14 protein-coding genes are annotated in these 16,568 nt (G+C 60.1%); 8 read left to right on the top strand and 6 right to left on the bottom strand.

Features of this window, described 5'->3' with window-relative positions; translation table 11 throughout:
- Positions 1 to 186: 186 nt before the first annotated feature.
- Complete coding sequence (locus AC1Z36_RS14615; protein ID WP_133834491.1) at positions 187 to 549, bottom strand: DUF488 domain-containing protein; 363 nt, start codon at positions 547 to 549, stop codon at positions 187 to 189.
- A gap of 267 nt (positions 550 to 816) precedes the next feature.
- Here AC1Z36_RS14615 and AC1Z36_RS14610 point away from each other — a divergent pair, with 267 nt between their 5' ends.
- The 4 genes from AC1Z36_RS14610 (at position 817) to AC1Z36_RS14595 (ending at position 3,458) form a co-directional block, all read left to right on the top strand.
- A complete protein-coding gene (locus AC1Z36_RS14610; RefSeq protein ID WP_105659058.1) occupies positions 817 to 1,269 on the top strand; it encodes an FHA domain-containing protein in 453 nt (150 codons plus the stop codon).
- A gap of 74 nt (positions 1,270 to 1,343) precedes the next feature.
- Positions 1,344 to 2,099: a transcriptional regulator FtsR gene (gene ftsR, locus AC1Z36_RS14605; RefSeq protein ID WP_286172266.1), complete on the top strand. Its 756-nt coding sequence runs from the start codon at positions 1,344 to 1,346 to the stop codon at positions 2,097 to 2,099.
- 40 nt (positions 2,100 to 2,139) lie between these two features.
- Positions 2,140 to 2,622, top strand: coding sequence for a bifunctional nuclease family protein (locus AC1Z36_RS14600; protein ID WP_105662558.1), 483 nt, complete (start codon positions 2,140 to 2,142; stop codon positions 2,620 to 2,622).
- Between the two features lie 242 nt (positions 2,623 to 2,864).
- On the top strand, positions 2,865 to 3,458 hold the full coding sequence (locus AC1Z36_RS14595; protein WP_105659060.1) for a MerR family transcriptional regulator: 594 nt from the start codon (positions 2,865 to 2,867) through the stop codon (positions 3,456 to 3,458).
- Between the two features lie 93 nt (positions 3,459 to 3,551).
- On the opposite strand, the gene AC1Z36_RS14590 is transcribed toward AC1Z36_RS14595, so the two are convergent.
- Positions 3,552 to 4,367, bottom strand: a complete 816-nt coding sequence (locus AC1Z36_RS14590) for a ParA family protein (protein WP_105659072.1) — start codon at positions 4,365 to 4,367, stop codon at positions 3,552 to 3,554.
- A gap of 351 nt (positions 4,368 to 4,718) precedes the next feature.
- Between AC1Z36_RS14590 and AC1Z36_RS14585 the strand changes: the two genes are divergently transcribed.
- Together AC1Z36_RS14585 and AC1Z36_RS14580 are read left to right on the top strand one after the other, a co-directional pair.
- Positions 4,719 to 8,171 carry a pyruvate carboxylase gene (locus AC1Z36_RS14585; protein ID WP_483561414.1) on the top strand — a complete coding sequence of 1,151 codons (3,453 nt, stop codon included), beginning with the start codon at positions 4,719 to 4,721 and terminating at the stop codon, positions 8,169 to 8,171.
- A 98-nt stretch (positions 8,172 to 8,269) separates the two neighbouring features.
- Positions 8,270 to 8,812: a hypothetical protein gene (locus AC1Z36_RS14580; RefSeq protein WP_332487293.1), complete on the top strand. Its 543-nt coding sequence runs from the start codon at positions 8,270 to 8,272 to the stop codon at positions 8,810 to 8,812.
- On the opposite strand, the gene AC1Z36_RS14575 is transcribed toward AC1Z36_RS14580, so the two are convergent.
- The 3 genes from AC1Z36_RS14575 to AC1Z36_RS14565 all read right to left on the bottom strand — a co-directional run bounded on the left by AC1Z36_RS14575 (position 8,785) and on the right by AC1Z36_RS14565 (position 11,914).
- Positions 8,785 to 10,596, bottom strand: coding sequence for an AMP-dependent synthetase/ligase (locus tag AC1Z36_RS14575; RefSeq protein ID WP_105659063.1), 1,812 nt, complete (start codon positions 10,594 to 10,596; stop codon positions 8,785 to 8,787). The genes AC1Z36_RS14580 and AC1Z36_RS14575 overlap by 28 nt on opposite strands.
- Positions 10,597 to 10,709: 113 nt before the next feature.
- Positions 10,710 to 11,144 carry a hypothetical protein gene (locus AC1Z36_RS14570; RefSeq protein ID WP_105659064.1) on the bottom strand — a complete coding sequence of 145 codons (435 nt, stop codon included), beginning with the start codon at positions 11,142 to 11,144 and terminating at the stop codon, positions 10,710 to 10,712.
- Positions 11,141 to 11,914 carry an alpha/beta hydrolase gene (locus AC1Z36_RS14565; protein ID WP_105659065.1) on the bottom strand — a complete coding sequence of 258 codons (774 nt, stop codon included), beginning with the start codon at positions 11,912 to 11,914 and terminating at the stop codon, positions 11,141 to 11,143. Before AC1Z36_RS14565 ends, AC1Z36_RS14570 begins: the two co-directional genes overlap by 4 nt.
- Before the next feature lie 135 nt (positions 11,915 to 12,049).
- Here AC1Z36_RS14565 and AC1Z36_RS14560 point away from each other — a divergent pair, with 135 nt between their 5' ends.
- Positions 12,050 to 12,721 (top strand): lysophospholipid acyltransferase family protein, encoded by a 672-nt coding sequence (locus AC1Z36_RS14560; RefSeq protein ID WP_105659066.1) that lies wholly within the window; start codon positions 12,050 to 12,052, stop codon positions 12,719 to 12,721.
- A 71-nt stretch (positions 12,722 to 12,792) separates the two neighbouring features.
- On the top strand, positions 12,793 to 14,196 hold the full coding sequence (locus AC1Z36_RS14555) for a class II 3-deoxy-7-phosphoheptulonate synthase (protein ID WP_105659067.1): 1,404 nt from the start codon (positions 12,793 to 12,795) through the stop codon (positions 14,194 to 14,196).
- A gap of 71 nt (positions 14,197 to 14,267) precedes the next feature.
- Here the strand turns inward: AC1Z36_RS14555 and AC1Z36_RS14550 are convergent, their stop codons facing one another.
- Positions 14,268 to 16,484 (bottom strand): Stk1 family PASTA domain-containing Ser/Thr kinase, encoded by a 2,217-nt coding sequence (locus tag AC1Z36_RS14550; RefSeq protein WP_105659068.1) that lies wholly within the window; start codon positions 16,482 to 16,484, stop codon positions 14,268 to 14,270.
- Between the last annotated feature and the right edge of the window lie 84 nt (positions 16,485 to 16,568).

The following is a 16,568-nucleotide window of genomic DNA, read 5'->3' as shown; positions in this document are numbered from 1 at the left end:
GCCATCGGTTTCCCTGCGCAGGGCGTCGCGTGGAAGTGCGGAATATTTTTCGGCGCAACGTGGTTGAACCACCAAGGGACAGGACTTCGATGAAAGGTGCCACGGTGAGCCAGGAATTCAGCTTTGACCTTCAGCAGGTGGTCGATTCGGATATGGTGTGTGCCGACGGCGTGTGCTTCGTGCCGCCTACGGACCAGAGAGCTGATCGAGCAGATAGTCACGCAACACCACAGCATGATTAGCCTGCTCATTTTTTGCTCCGTAGACCAAAGTGACCACGGGATGCTGGTCCAGTACTTCCAGAAAGCCATCGACAGCGGGGTTCTGATCTAGCTCGGCGCGATAGTGCTGCGCAAATTCGCCAAAGCGGTCGGCATCGTGATCCCAGCCTTTGCGAAGCCCGGTGCTCGGTGCCAAGGCCTTGGCCCAGTGATCCAGCTGAAGGGCAGCCTTGCTCTTCCCGCGCGGCCAGAGCCTGTCAACCAGGATCCTGTAGCCGTCCTCGACGCTGGGCGCGGTATACGCGCGTTTGAGAAGTATCTTCGTCATGATTCACCTGAAAGTTCCTGAATTCTCATTGCATCGCCTCCATCTGTGGGAAAGGATCGAAGTGCAGGGGCTGCCAAGGCATCATCGTCTCTCTTGGCATCTTGCCACACTGGCAATCACTTGCAGCGGAAAATATGTACTTTTCTGTTATCAGTTGGGCAGTGAGTAGGCTAATCTGTAAATAGTTTGGTATTACTGACTGTGCCAACACAGAACTCAAGGTCGTCACGCACGAACTGTTAACAGAATTTTCTGGAGGACCCCATAATGTCGGAACATCGGCCGGTTGACCCGCACAACGAGTCTGCCTCTGAGACGACCAATATCGCTCTTCCTGCGGTGCACAAGGGTGCTGAACCTTCGGTCATCTACACCCTGAGTGAGGATGAGAAAAACGCAGTTAACGCCCTGCCAGCTGGTTCTGCGCTGCTGATTGCCCATTCCGGACCAAACAAGGGCGCACGCTTCTTGCTGGACACCGACGAGAGCATCGCAGGCCGCCATCCAAACGCGGATATCTTCCTGGACGATGTGACCGTTTCGCGTCGGCATGCCAAGTTCTCCCGAACGGACGCGAGGTTCACGCTCAGCGACATCGGATCGCTGAATGGTACCTACATCAACGGCGACCGTATCGACGAGATCCCGTTGAGCACTGGTGTTCAGGTTCAGATCGGCAAATTCCGCCTGAATTTCTACCAAAGCGTTCCGAACCTTTAAACTAGTAGAGTTCGAGGTTTTGTCCGCCGGCGTCTGGCACGCCGACATATCCATACATCCGAGGTGTAGACCCTTTGCCGATCTTTGACGCAGCCCGCAGCCCACGTCTCGAGGCTCAACGCCACGAGACCTTCCGGCAGGCCGCGCTGAATATCGGCGAGGTGCTCTCGGAACTCAAGGATGAGTTCCCACGTGTCACTGCGTCCAAGATCCGCTTCCTGGAAGACAAGGGACTGATCATCCCGCAACGTACCTCCGCTGGATATCGAAAGTACTCCGCGTCGGATGTGAGCCGCTTGCGTTTCATCCTTTCGGTTCAGCGCGACCAGTACCTGCCGTTGAAGGTCATCAAGGACCATCTCGACTCGGTGGATCGCGGTGAAGCGCCAGCAGCATTGCCTGGGGGAGCCCCGGTGGCGCCACAGGCGGTCAACGATGACATGGCTGAGGCCGTGGAGCGCAAAACCCGTTCGGTGTCCATGGCTGAACTGCAGGGGCTGACCGGTGCCAGCGAGGAGCTCGTTGGCGAATTGATAAAGTTCGGCTTGATCGAACCGGTTGCTGGCCTGTTCGACGCCAACAGCATCAAGGTCACCAAATCGGCCGTTCAGCTGGCGGGCCATGGCGTTGAACCTCGCCACCTGCGGCAGTTCCGTACCGCAGCTGATCGCGAGTTCTCGCTGATTGAATCGATTGTCGGCAACGAACTGAAGAAGCCTGAAGTCTCCGCTCGTGCCCGCGCTGCGGAAGAGGCCCAGGAAATCTCGCGCCAGTGCCTGGAAATTCACGAGGCCCTGGTGCAACGTGCTATTTCCCAACTGGATCGCTAGGCTGAATTCGAACAGGCAACAACAACTCTAAGGGGCTAGCATGCTGGAACTGGAGTTTGCCGGAATCCGTATTCAATTGCCGGCGAATCAGCCGCTGTTGCTGCTCAAATACCCTGAGCGTAATCTCTACCTTCCGCTGTGGATAGGTGCGCCCGAAGCCTCGGCCATCGCAATGTCTGAACAAGGGCTCACTCCGCCTCGGCCGATGACCCATGATCTGCTGCTCAGCGTCATTGAAAGCATGGACGTGAAGCTTGAGCGGATCGAAATAGTCTCGGTAAACAATGCCGTGTTCGTCGCGGAGCTTGTCCTTTCCAACGGCAAACGCGTAGATTCCCGTTCCTCGGATGCCGTCGCCCTTGCCGTGCGCGCCCAGTGCCCGATCATGTGCGCCGAGCACGTCCTGGAAGAAGCTGGCGTGGCCATCGAGAATGAAACTGGCGGCGAAGAGGCACCCGAAGAGCAGTTGCGCGAATTCCGTGAATTCTTGGACAATATTGATCCAGAAGATTTTTCTTCGTAGATATCGCGCGTTTGGTTTCAGTGGAATATTGGCCTTGAATTGGGTAATTCCCCAAGCCTGCGCGACACGCCTTAAAGTTAAGCTTGAAGGTCTTTGACCATTAGTCGTTATCGCCGTACCGTCTTTGCATAGGGACATTTAAAAAGAGCTGTTTTTTGATGGTCATCACTCGCATCTGCGCGGTTCTCATTCGGTCCCTGGATACTCGTTTAGGAACGTGCTGACACGCAAGGAGCAATTGGATGGAGTCTCGCCAGACTGGGCCTCACTATGGGGTCGACGGTGGCAACAAGCAATCCAGCACCCAGGGACTGCTCTTCACCGATGACCTGCCTGAGCTGGATGAACATGCCGGCTACCGCGGTCCAATTGTGTGCAAGGCAGCCGGCATTACCTACCGCCAACTCGACTACTGGGCACGTACTGGCCTGGTAGAGCCGGCAGTGCGCGGAGCCAAGGGATCCGGCAGCCACCGCCTTTATTCATTCCGGGATATCCTCGTGCTCAAGGTTGTCAAGCGGCTGCTGGACACCGGAGTATCCCTGCAGCAGATCCGTTCGGCCGTTTTGCACCTGCGTGAACGCGGCGTTGAGGACCTTGCCCAGATCACGTTGATGAGCGATGGAGCTTCGGTCTACGAATGCACCAGCGCCGACGAGGTCATTGACCTTGTCCAGAAGGGCCAGGGCGTATTCGGCATCGCCGTAGGCCGTGTTTGGCGCGAGGTGGAAGGTTCCCTTGCCCAGCTGCCTTCAGAGAGCTCTGTGCAGCAGACCCTGCCAGAAGATGAATTGGCTGCCCGTCGAGCTGCCAAGGCGGCGCGCAACGTCGGCTAGGGCCGGCAGATAATTCAAGAGCTTAAGCAATTGACCGGATCTTCCTTGAAGGAAGATCCGGTCAATTGCTTAAGCTGCTATCCGTATCCGGGCCTAGGTGTTGTTCGGGCCTGCTGCGGACATGACTTCCTTGAGCAACGCGTCGAACTGCGCCAGCATCGGAGCAGTAGCCTTGGAAGGCCACTGGTGCACCGAGTACGCGGCACCTTGGATCTGCTGCCATTCCGGGTGTTCGGGAATCTCGGGCTTGACCATGGAGTCGCCGAACATCTGGCGCATTTCGCCCAAACGGAAGGTATGCTCCGCGGAGTCCTTGCGGACGCGGTTGGCGACAACACGTACCGGTCCCAGGGAAGGAGCGAATTCACGGCGGAAGAGTTCCAATGCGCGCTGGGTGCGCTCGGTGCCGGCCACGGAGAACAAGCTGGGTTCTGCCACTAGCACGAGCTGATCCGACGCGCTCCATGCCATGCGGGTCAAGCCGTTCAGCGATGGCGGGCAGTCGATGAGAACCAACTGGTAACCGCTGGTGCGGCTCAGAAGCTGGGAGAGGCGGCGTAGGTCGCGGGTCCGCAGATCTGGTCGATCGTAGATGCCGGTGAATGCGTCGCCAACGGCAACATCGAGCACTGGAATGCGGGTACGGGATTTCTTCTCTGCTGCCTTGGACTGCCAAGCGCTGGCGACAACCTGATCTTGCAGACGGGCGCGACGAGCGTTCTTGAGCATTTGCCCAATTGGCTGCTTCCCATTAGCCCGGACTCCAAGGCCAGTGCTGGCATCCGCATGGGGATCCAGGTCAATGACGAGAGTCGGAATGCCGGCGGCAAGTGCTGCTGAAGCCAATCCGAGTGTCACGGAGGTTTTTCCTACGCCACCCTTGAGGCTGCTGATGCTCACTACGTGCACGGACCAGACCACGCCTTTCACTGTTCGTTAGTTTAAACGTCCCACCGAATTTTTAGTCTCTCATCATCATAGTGTGCCGAGCCGTGTTTCTCCGACTTTGCAACGTCAGTTTTTGCCATTAGGCACCAGTTAGTGATTAAAACTTCAAAGATCCAATTATTTCATGTGGTCTGACCACAAGGCGAAATGTTTGGACGTTCTGGAGAATCCCCGTGTAGTGTGTTTCACAGAAGTGGCAAATGCTAGCTGCTTTTCGAGACCCGACACGCTGGGATGGCGGGCCTGCACCTGAGGGGAACAGTCCTGATTGTGCCGTTGAACCAGCGTGTACAGATTCGATGTAGGGACACTATGTTTGAAAAGATCTTGGTCGCCAACCGCGGTGAGATTGCGATTCGCGCTTTCCGCGCCGGCTACGAGCTGGGCGCAAAGACCGTTGCTGTCTACCCACATGAGGATCGCAATTCGATCCACCGTCAGAAGGCCGCAGAGGCCTACCAGATCGGCGAAGAGGGCCATCCGGTCCGCGCCTACCTGGATATCGACGAGATTATCCGCGTTGCCAAAGAAGCCGGCGCGGATGCAATCTACCCGGGCTACGGCTTCCTCTCGGAAAATCCTGACCTCGCACGAGCTGCCGAAGCAGCAGGCATCAAGTTCATCGGTCCAAAGGCGGACGTGCTTGAACTGGCCGGCAATAAGGTAGCGGCGCTGAAGGCTGCTCGCGAGGCAGGCATTCCGGTACTGGAATCCTCCGAGCCAAGCGATGATGTTGATTACCTGATTGCCGAGGCCGATCGCATCGGCTTCCCGATCTTCGTCAAGGCTGTAGCCGGCGGCGGCGGTCGCGGCATGCGCCGTGTCGACAAGCGCGAAGACCTGCCGGAGCTGATGGGCGCGGCAATGCGCGAAGCCGGCACCGCCTTCGGGGACCCCACCGTTTTCCTGGAACAAGCAGTGCTGCGTCCGCGCCACATCGAGGTGCAGATCCTCGCCGACGAGCAGGGCAACATTGTCCACCTGCATGAGCGCGACTGCTCGCTGCAGCGCCGCCACCAGAAGGTTGTCGAAATCGCTCCAGCACCGAATCTGGATGAATCGATTCGCCAGGCGCTGTTCCGGGACGCCGTGAAGTTCGCGCAGACTCTGGGCTACCAGAACGCAGGCACCGTCGAATTCCTCGTTGATACCGTGGGCGACCGCGCCGGGCAGCACGTATTCATTGAAATGAACCCGCGCATCCAGGTTGAGCACACGGTGACCGAAGAGGTTACCGACATCGACCTGGTGCAGGCGCAGATGCGCATCGCTGCTGGCGAGTCGCTGAAGGATCTGGAGATCAGCCAGGACACCATCCAGGTGCGTGGCTGGGCCTTGCAGTCCCGCATCACCACCGAAGATCCAGCCAATGGCTTCCGTCCGGATGTTGGAACCATTACCGTCTACCGCTCCGCCGGCGGCTCGGGTGTCCGTCTGGATGGCGGCACGATCTACACCGGCGCCGAGGTGTCCCCGCACTTCGACTCGATGCTGGTCAAGCTCACTTGCCGTGGCCGTGACTACCAGACGGCTGTGGCTCGCGCCCGCCGTGCGCTGGCCGAGTTCCGCGTGCGCGGTGTGGCCACCAACATCCCGTTCATCCAGAATGTGCTCAGTGATCCGCAGTTCCTGGCCGGTGATGTCGCTACCGACTTCATCGACTCCCGCCCGGATCTGCTCACCGGCAATGAATCCCAGGACCGCGGTACCAAGGCGCTGAACTTCCTGGCCCATGTCACGGTGAACCAGCCAAATGGCAGCCGTGTCGAGGGAATCGACCCGCGCAAGAAGCTTCCTGCTTTCCCGGGTGACAAGACCGACGAGCCAGAGCGTTCGCCATTCGATGGCCCCTCCAAGTCCGCCGTGCCGGCCGATGGCTGGCGCCAGAAGCTGCTGGATCTCGGTCCGGAAGGATTCGCCAAGGCCCTGCGCGAGTCGAAAGCGGTGGGCATCACCGATACCACCTTCCGCGATGCGCACCAGTCGCTGCTGGCCACCCGCGTCCGCACCCGCGACCTGCTCGCGGCAGCACCGGCCTACGCGCACAACGTCCCGCAGCTGTTCTCCATGGAAGTCTGGGGCGGTGCCACCTACGATGTGTCCCTGCGATTCCTGGGCGAAGATCCCTGGAAGCGCCTGGAGCTGCTGCGTGCGGAGCTGCCGAACATCCCGTTGCAGATGCTGCTGCGCGGCCGCAATACCGTGGGCTACACTCCATACCCAACCGAGGTCACCGACGCTTTCGTGAAGGAAGCCGCGTCCGCAGGCATCGACATCTTCCGCATCTTCGATGCGCTGAACGATGTTTCGCAGATGGCTCCGGCCATCAAGGCGGTACGCGACACCGGCACCGCAGTCGCCGAAGTGGCCCTGTGCTACACCGGCAACCTGCTGGATGCCAACGAGAAGCTGTACACCCTGGACTACTACCTGGAGCTGGCACAGCAGATCGTCGACGCTGGCGCGCATATCCTCGCAATCAAGGACATGGCCGGCCTGCTGCGCCCAGCGGCAGCAACCAAGCTGGTCACGGCCCTGCGCGAACGCTTCGATCTTCCGGTGCACCTGCACACCCACGACACCTCCGGCGGGCAGCTGGCGACGTTGATGGCTGCCATCGACGCCGGTGTGGACGCCGTCGACGTGGCCAGCGCGGCCATGGCGGGCACCACCTCGCAGCCATCGGCCTCTGCCCTGGTCGCAGCGCTGGAGTTCACCGAGCGTGATCCCGGCCTGTCACTGGATGCCGTGGCGTCGCTGGAACCGTACTGGGAAGCAGTGCGCGCCATGTACAAGCCATTCGAATCCGGACTGCCAGCGCCAACCGGCCGTGTCTACCAGCACGAGATTCCGGGCGGCCAGCTTTCGAACCTGCGCCAGCAGGCCATTGCATTGGGCCTGGGCGAGCGTTTCGAAGCCATCGAGTCGATGTACGCCTCGGTCAATGACATGCTCGGCAATGTGGTCAAGGTGACTCCATCGTCCAAGGTCGTCGGCGACCTGGCCTTGCAGCTGGTGGGTTCCGGAGTCCCAGCCGCGGACTTCGAAGCGAACCCGCAGAACTACGACATCCCGGATTCGGTCATCCAGTTCCTCTCGGGAGAGCTGGGCAACCCTCCAGGCGGCTGGCCGGAACCGTTCCGCACCAAGGCGTTGCAGGGACGCAATGTCAAGGCCCATGTCGAGGACCTCTCGGCAGAGGACCTGGCAGCGCTGCAGGCGGATTCGGACACGATTCGCGGTACCCTGAACCGGTTGCTCTTCGCTGGCCCAACCCGTGACTTCGAGAAGTCGGTGGAGAACTACGGCGATTTGTCCGTCCTGCACACCCGCGACTACCTCTACGGCCTGGTTCCCGGCTTTGAGCATGTCATTTCGCTGGGTACCGGTGTTCGATTGCTGGTCAGGCTGGTATCGGTATCGGAAGCCGATGAGAAGGGCCTGCGCACCGTCGTGGTCAACCTCAACGGCCAGCCCCGCCAGCTCAAGGTCCGCGACGAATCGGTAGAATCCACCGTGAAGTCCGCGCCGAAGGCCGATCCGAACAACAACGGCCACGTCGCTGCACCCTTCGCGGGAGCGGTGACTGTGAACGTCAAGGTCGGCGACCTGATCGAGGCCGGCCAGTCCGTGGCCACCATCGAAGCAATGAAGATGGAAGCTGGCATCACCGCCAACGCGGGCGGCGTGGTCAGCCAGGTAACCCTGAATGGCACCAGCCAGGTACAGGGTGGCGATCTGCTGCTGGTGATCGAACCCAAGTAGCATCCGCAGTACCCAGAGCACGGGGGCTCGTGACCAAGGTTGCGGGCCCCTGCGCTCTGCCAACTAATCGTGCGAACCACAAAGCAGAAGGAGCTGTGATGCGCCCAAGCAAGATGACGCCCGGGGCTGTGCCCGCCCGGCTGAGGCAGCAGGTTGCCGAGCTGGGATCCAAGGGCCAGCCGATCACGGTACTGGTCTTCACCCTCGACACGCATCTTCCGTTCTGCGAAATCGCAGAGCACCTGGCCGAACAATTCGGCGAATTGGATTGCAAGGCCCAGGTGGCCACGGCCGGACCGCAGCGCGTGCAATCGGTGATGGACGGGAAATTCACAACCACCAACGTGTTGGTGGTTGTGGGCGATACCAGTGCCGACTCGGAAGACCGGCTCATGGAATTGGTCGAATGGCTGCTGGCCAATGGCCGCAAGGACCTGGCTGGGAACCTGATCTACGCGGTGCTTGGCCACGAGCACCAGAATCACGCCACCCAGGCATTCAGCCGCGTGGTATTGCCGCGCAGCTACTATGCCCGAACACAGCAAAGCGGCCTCAAGTTGCCTTGGGCCGCCTCAGCTCGCGAATCGTGGGAGCTGGCTAATGCAGTGCTGGACTATGCTGTCGGCTTGGGCGCCGAGTAGATGCCTTCGATCACGGCCTCGTAGTCCTTGAGCACTACTGCACGCTTGATCTTCATCGAGGGAGTCAAATGACCGGTTTCCTCGGTGAAGTCAGCAGGCACAACGCGGAAGGACTTGATCGCCTCGGCCTTGGATACCGAGGTGTTGGCCTTGTCGATGACCGCCTGCACGGTTTCGAGCACCTTTGGATGGGTCGATAGCTCGTCCAGCGACAGGTTCTGGTCCATCTGGTGACGGGCCAGCCAACCTGGCAGGGCTTCTGGATCCAAGGTCACCAGGGCCGCAATGAACGAGCGGCCCTCGCCGATGACCACGCACTGGGAAACCAGCGCGTCGGCGCGGATCTGGTCCTCAAGCAGCGCAGGAACCACGTTCTTGCCGCTGGCGGTGACGATGATTTCCTTCTTGCGCCCGGTGATTCTCAGGAATCCGTCGGCGTCGAGTTCGCCGATATCCCCGGTGCGGAACCAGCCATCGGTGAAGGTCTCATCCTGCAGCTCTGGACGGTTGCGGTAGCCGCGCATCACGCAAATGCCCTTGGTGAGGATTTCTCCGTCCGCGGCGATGCGCACGGCGTTGCCCGGCAGCGGCTTGCCTACGGTGCCGATCTTGATCCGGTCCAGGGTGTTCACCGTGATCGGTGCGGTGGTTTCAGTCAGGCCGTAGCCTTCCAGAATGGTCACCCCGATGCCGTTGAAGAAGTGGCCCAGGCGCTCGCCCAGCGGACCTCCGCCGGAGACCGCATGGCGGATGTTGCCACCCATCGCGGTGCGCAGTTTCTGGTAGAGCAGGGCGTCGAAGAGCTTGTGCTTCAGGTTCAGCACCAGCGGAACCTTGCCCTCCTGCTTGGCGCGGGAGTATGCCACTGCAACGTCAACGCCGGCGTGGAAGATCTTGCCCTTGCCGCTATCTTCAGCCTTGAGCATGGCCGAGTTGTAGACCTTCTCGAAGACGCGCGGCACAGCGAGGATGAAGTTCGGCTTGAAGGACTGGAGGTCCTCGAGCAGGTGCTTGACATCGGGGGTGTGCCCGGTGCGGCAACCAGCGGCAATGTTGACTACCGAGATGAAGCGGGCGAAAACGTGAGCCAGCGGCAGGAACATGATGGTCGATGCGCCCGGGTAAACGGCGCCGGGCAAGGTAGCCACAGCGTTCTCCGCCAGCTCCACGAAGTTGCCGTGGGTCAGCTCGCAGCCCTTGGGACGGCCGGTGGTGCCCGAGGTGTAGATGATCGTGGCGATGTCATCCAATGCTGCGCCCGAACGGCGGGCTTCGAGCAACTGGTCATCGACGTTCCGGCCATCTTCGGAGAGCTGTTCCAGCCCGCCATCGAACTGCCAGACGTGATCCAGTCCGTCGAGCTGTTCCTGATGGGCGGCGCGGCGCACCACGGCTTCCTGGGCGGCGGCCTCAACGACGACGGCCTTGGCACCGGAATCGGAAACGATCCAGGCAACCTGGCTAGGGGAGGAAGTTTCATAGACGGGGACAGTGACACAGCCGGCGAACCAGATGGCGAAGTCAACCAGCGTCCACTCGTAGCGGGTCTTGGCCATCAACGCGATGCGGTCGCCAGCTTCGATGCCATTGGCGATGAACCCCTTCGCAATGGCCCGGGCGTCGGCAGCGAACTGCGATGCCGTGACATCATTCCACGTTCCGTCGGTTCCCGGCTTTGAGAACAATGCCGGGTTGGCCGCTGAATTCGCGTGGCGTAATAGCAGATCTGTAATATTCGACTGCTGTGGCGAATGAATGCGAATTGGCGAGCTGTATTCGCGCATCTGGTCTTCAACTCCTGAAACTCTGTGGGACCCCATTAGCAATAGCGGGTAACCCGCATCACATCTTTATTACTATAGAGTAACCTACCGTGTGGTGTACTCAAAGCCGTTTTCTATACTTGAGCCCCATCATCTCCCGGATCGCGTTCAGTGGGAAGACGTTTGAGCAAGTAGGCGATTCCGAGCAGGGCGGCGAGTGCCAGTCCGAAATAGATGAACACCGGAGCTGATCGGAAAAACACCACGCACAGCAGCAACCCAAGCGGACCGCCAGCGGCGCCAACCCAGGCGAGGTTCAGCATCGGATCACCCGAACCCAGCGCGGCGGGTTCTTCTGGAACGAACTCTTCCGGGGTCTGCTCAGCAACATAGTCGCGCGGTCCGCGAACCGCGGCAGGCCCGGTGTTGAAGAGCTTCTCCAGTCTCGCCGCGCGCTCGTCGGCGCTGGGTTCGCGGGGTGCCGAGGCATCAAGCTGACGGAAATTCTCGACTAGCTCATCCCACTGCGGATCATTCTGGTTTGAAGGATGGGCATCTTCCGGATTCATGCGCGCTCCTCCTTGCGCTTCTGTTCCGTGGCGGCCAGCTGCGCGAAGAAGCGAGCGGATTCGTGGAAAATCTGCTCCGCATCGTAGTCCAGTGTGGCTACGTGCTTGGAGTGCAAGAGCATGTGGTGCTCGGCCAGGGTGCCTGAGTTCAGGCCCTCGACCAGCTCGCGCACCGACTGCTCTGAGACTACGTTGTCGACGGTGGAACGGAAGAGCTGCACCGGGGCGTTCACCAGTTCCAAGCGCCGGCGGGTCTGGGCAAAGAGCGAACGGAGTTCGGCTACGGCTGCTACCGGGGTGCGCGGGTAGGCCCCTTCATCGACACCGCGCTTGGCGATGTCATTGCTGATAGGGGCAACGCTGCGCACTACATGCTTGAGCCAAGGAGTATAGGGGGACAAGGGGGAGTCCACGACCAGGCCCGGATTGACCAGCGAAACACCGGCTACATTGCGGCGGGTCGCCAGATGCAGGGCCAGGGCGCCACCCATGGAAAGGCCAGCGGCGAATACCTGCTCGTGCGTGCGCGCGAGCCTGTCAAAAGCCGCTTCGGTAGCGTGGATCCACTGGCCATAACCTCGACCGACCATGTCCTGCCATTGCGTTCCGTGCCCGGGCAAAAGGGGAATGTCCGTGTCGAATCCGGCCTGCTCCAAGGAATCCGCCCATGGCTGCATGGAAACAGCGGAGCCGGTAAAACCGTGGATCATAAGTACTGCACATGGACGTTTGCGCTCGTCCAGCGGAGTATTGCCTGCATCAAGTTTCATCGTGAACCCTCCGGATTTCTGCCTTCACCTTCGAGCGTAGTGCACAATTGAAGGGTGCGGAGTGCGCTTCGACCAGTAAGGTCGCGGTTTCTCTTCCCGCGTAGCTGGTCAACTAGAAGAAGGAATTTTCCCGCTGTGCTGTACGACTTCCTCAAGCGTTTCGCTGTCCGGCCGCTAATACGAATTTTCTTCCGCGTCAAGATCCAGGGCATCGGCAATGTGCCTGAAACCGGTGCGGCGATCTTGGCTTCCAACCACCTGTCGGTGAGCGACTCGGTGTTCCTCCCAGCGGCGCTGGATCGTACCGTGATCTTCCTGGCCAAGGACGAGTACTTCAACGGCAAGGGCATCAAGGGCCGGATCACCGCGTGGTTCTTCCGCAATATCAACCAGCTGCCCATGGACCGTTCAGGCGGGCAGAAATCGGCTGCTTCGCTGGCCAGTGCCAAGAACGCACTGGCGCAGGGCCAGGTGCTGGGCATCTATCCGGAAGGCACCCGTTCACCGGATGGACGGTTGTACCGGGCCAAGCTCGGCGTCGCAAAGCTCGCCCTGGAAACCGGTGCACCGGTGATACCAATTGCAATGATTGGCACCGACAAGGTCCAGCCCATCGGCCAAAGCCTGCCGCATCCGGGCCGGATCGGGATCAAGATCGGCAAGCCGCTGACCTTCGAGCACCTGAACGGCAGGTCCGCGAATCCTGAAACGCTTCGCGCTTGCGCCGACGAAATCCGCAAGGCAATCAATGTCCTGTCGGGTCAGAGCTACGTCGACATCTATGCTCCACGCAAACCAAAGAAGTAGCAGGCCGCTATGCGCAGTGTTACGGCGACTTGTTACATTCGTCGCGGTCCTTTGAGCTGATGCCACGTAGAATGGGCAAGGTGAGCGAAGAAAACCGAACCCCATTGCCAGGCTCCTCCGTAGCCGGCCCCGCCACCGATCCGCAACTAGATTTGTGGCGTGAATTGCCAATTGCCCAGCAGCCGACTTGGCGTGAGCACAAGGACTATCAGTCCTCCATCAACGAATTGGGTTCGCGTCCGCCACTGGTATTTGCCGGCGAAGTCGACGTACTGCGCGAACGCTTGGCCGCAGCAGCCCAGGGCAAGGCCTTCTTGCTGCAGGGCGGCGACTGCGCCGAAACCTTTGCCGATGCAACCGCCGACAAGATCTCCTCGCGAGTTCGCACCATCTTGCAGATGGCTGTGGTGCTGACCTATGGCGCTTCGATGCCGGTAATCAAGATGGGACGCATGGCTGGCCAGTTCGCCAAGCCGCGCTCCTCGAATGACGAAACCCGAGATGGTGTAACTTTGCCGGCATTCCGCGGCGACATCGTCAACGGCTTCGACTTCACACCCGATTCCCGTGCCCACGATCCGAAGCGCATGGTGCAGGCCTACAACACCTCATCGGCCACGCTGAACCTGATCCGCGCGTTCACCCAGGGCGGCTTCGCAGACCTGCGCAGCGTGCACTCGTGGAACAGCGGATTCATGGCCAACCCGGCGCACTCCGCCTACGAGCAGCTGGCCGGCGAGATCGACTCGGCCATCCGCTTCATGGATGCCTGCGGTGCAGACTTCGAGGCGCTCAAGCGCACCGAGTTCTTCGCCTCCCATGAAGCACTGCTGCTGGACTACGAGCGTGCGTTGACGCGTACCGATTCGCGGACCGGCCTGCCGTACGACACCTCCGGCCACTTCCTGTGGATCGGTGAACGAACCCGTCAGCTGGACCACGCACATGTGGACTTCCTCTCGCGCGTGCGCAACCCAATCGGCGTGAAGCTGGGCCCGAACTCGGATCCGGAAGATGTCCTCGCGCTGATCGAAAAGCTCGATCCGAACCGCGAACCAGGACGCCTGACCTTCATCACCCGCATGGGTGCGAAGAACATCCGCGAGAAGCTGCCAAACCTGATCGAAAAGGTCACGGCCTCCGGCGCCCAGGTGCTGTGGGTTACGGACCCAATGCACGGCAACACGGTCACCAGCCAGAACGGCTACAAGACCCGCAACTTCGAAGATGTCATGGACGAAGTCCGCGGCTTCTTCGAAGTGCACGACGCGCTGGGCACCTTCCCAGGCGGCCTGCATGTGGAGATGACCGGCGACGATGTGGCTGAGTGCCTCGGCGGAGCGGATCCGATCCGCGAGGAAGACTTCGACTCGCTGTACGAGTCGCTGTGCGACCCGCGCCTGAACCACCGCCAGTCCCTGGAGATGGCCTTCCTGGTCTCCTCGGCACTGCAGAGCCGCAGCCGAAACCGCTAGCAGCTAGAGAATAATCCGGTTCCCGACAGCGGGAACCGGATTATTTTTATGCCTGGGGAACGGCGCAGGCCTCAGAAGGCGTAGATGCTGATCTCGCTGCCGCGCACGGCTTGCTGGTGCAATGGAGACTGCATGCGAACGGTCTGGCTGAAACCGCCAAAGACATTGTGCGTCTTCACGGAAAAGCCGGCGGCTTCCAGTGCAGAGAGTGCTTCCTCGACGCCCATGCCGAGCACGGATGGGATCTGGACGTATTCTGGTCCTTCCGAGAGATTCACTGTCACGGTGCTGCCGTACGCAACGGTGCCCTGGGCCGGGTCCTGGACGGCGACTAGGCCTTTTTCGGTCGTCGTGGAATGGACGGATTCACCGGTTTCCAGCTTCAAGCCCATGGACTCAAGCTTTTCCTTGGCCGCATCCTTGCCAAGACCAATGACCGCAGGAACAGGAACCGGAGCATGTCCCTTGGAAACAGTGAGGGTGATGATGTTCTTCCGCGGCAATTTCTTGCCGGCGGCAGGGGAGGAACTGATAATCTCGCCCTTCGTCACCGATTCCGAGTAGGCCTCGGCTTCCTGGACATCTTCGAAACCGATTTCATCGAGCAACTTGGTGGCCTGATCCAGGGTTTTCCCGGTGAAATCCGGAACTGCAAAAAGCTGAGGGCCTTGCGAAACGATCAGATCGATTCCCTGGAACTTCATGATGTTCTCGCCGGTCCCCGGCTGCGAGTCGACCACCCTGCCGATGGCAATCTCATCGTTGTAGGTCGTGCCTACCCGAACTGGAACACCTTGGCCATCCATTTGCGCGACTGCCTGCGATTGAAGCATGCCGGTCAATGACGGGATGCGGATGACGGTTCCGGGGCCGCGGCCGAAGAACCATCCGGCACCTGCGACCAGAGCCACGATGAGGATCCACATCACGGTGATGACGAACTTCTGCGTACCCGAGCGAGGCTGACGCAACCGGTGGGTGGGTACCTGTGCTTCCTTGCGCCACTTTCTTGCAGCCTGCTTCTGCGCACGCTTTTGGCCACGTACCGACAGCGGTGCTTCGGAATCGGCGTCATTCTCGTGGGCCGGTTCCAGATCGCGGCCGCGGGTGTACACCGACGTTGCGGCTATGCCAGAATCAGCGGCAAGATCAGTGGGACGAGGCTGGGCCAGTGTGGCTTGCGCATCGCGAAGATCCAAGACTTCGGTGGCGTCAACCGCGGCAATGACGGTTGTCTGGTCAGGATCGGCGGGGGCATCATCGATAACGTAGCTGTCCTCGTGCTGAGCAGTATTCCGCTTCAGCCATAGCTGTTCACGCTCATCTTCGCGCTCGCGTTGCATCGCATCAAGACGCTGCTGCAGCGTAGTGGGCATCTGCGCCATAGTTTGCGGGGTGAGATCTTCAATCCCGCCGAGGTCCTCGGCGCCCAGGTCCAGTTGCGCATCGTTGAGCGTTGAGCGGATCTGGATGATCTCCTCCAGCAGCAGCGAAGCATCTTGCGGGCGCTTCTCTGGATCCTTCTCGGTGCACCATCGAACCAACTCATCGAGATCTTCGGCCAATCCCGGAACCAAGTCCGAGGGCATGGGCATGGGGGAGTCCAGATGATGCTTCATTAATGCAGCGGCATTGGTCTCGGTATACGGTGCTTGTCCAGTCAGCATCTGGTAGATCATGATGCCCAGTGCGTAGATGTCGCTGCGCGAATCGGCTGGTGCCCCTGAAACTAGTTCGGGGGAGACATGGGACAGCGTGGCGACGAGCGTGGCTGACTGGGTATGGGCGCTGGCAGCACGGGCCAAGCCGAAGTCGGTAACTTTCACTTCGCCGGTATCGGAGAGCAGCACATTTGCCGGTTTCATATCCCGGTGGATGATTCCCTCGCTGTGCGCGGCGCTGAGACCGTGGCAAATTTGTTCAAGGACGCTTAGCGCCTGACGCGGAGTAAAGCGGCCGCGTTCTTCAATGACCTGTTCGAGGTTCCGTCCTCGAACATACTCCATCACGAGGTACACCAGATTATCGCTCACGTTGTGATCGCGGATGGAGACCACATTCGGATGAGTGATATTCGCAGCGATGACAGCTTCGGATTCGAATCGCTCACGCACTGTATGCTCGCTGGAGAAGTTGTCGTTCAGGATCTTCACGACAACCGCTCGATGCAGGCGCTTGTCCATGCTGCGGTAGATGCGTGACATGCCACCCAGGGCAAGCAGATGGTCCAGTCGGTATCGACCATCCAGCGTCTTGCCCAGGTTGGGGTCGGTCAGGGCCGGGCTCATTTTGCGGTCGCACCTGCCTGAACGGTGCACGCGAAGCGGGCCAGAGTCACTAACGGATCCTTTCGAACATGAATACTACTTTTA

This window comes from Glutamicibacter sp. BS14, from assembly GCF_056934375.1.
This window is presented reverse-complemented; position numbering and strand designations above follow the sequence as displayed.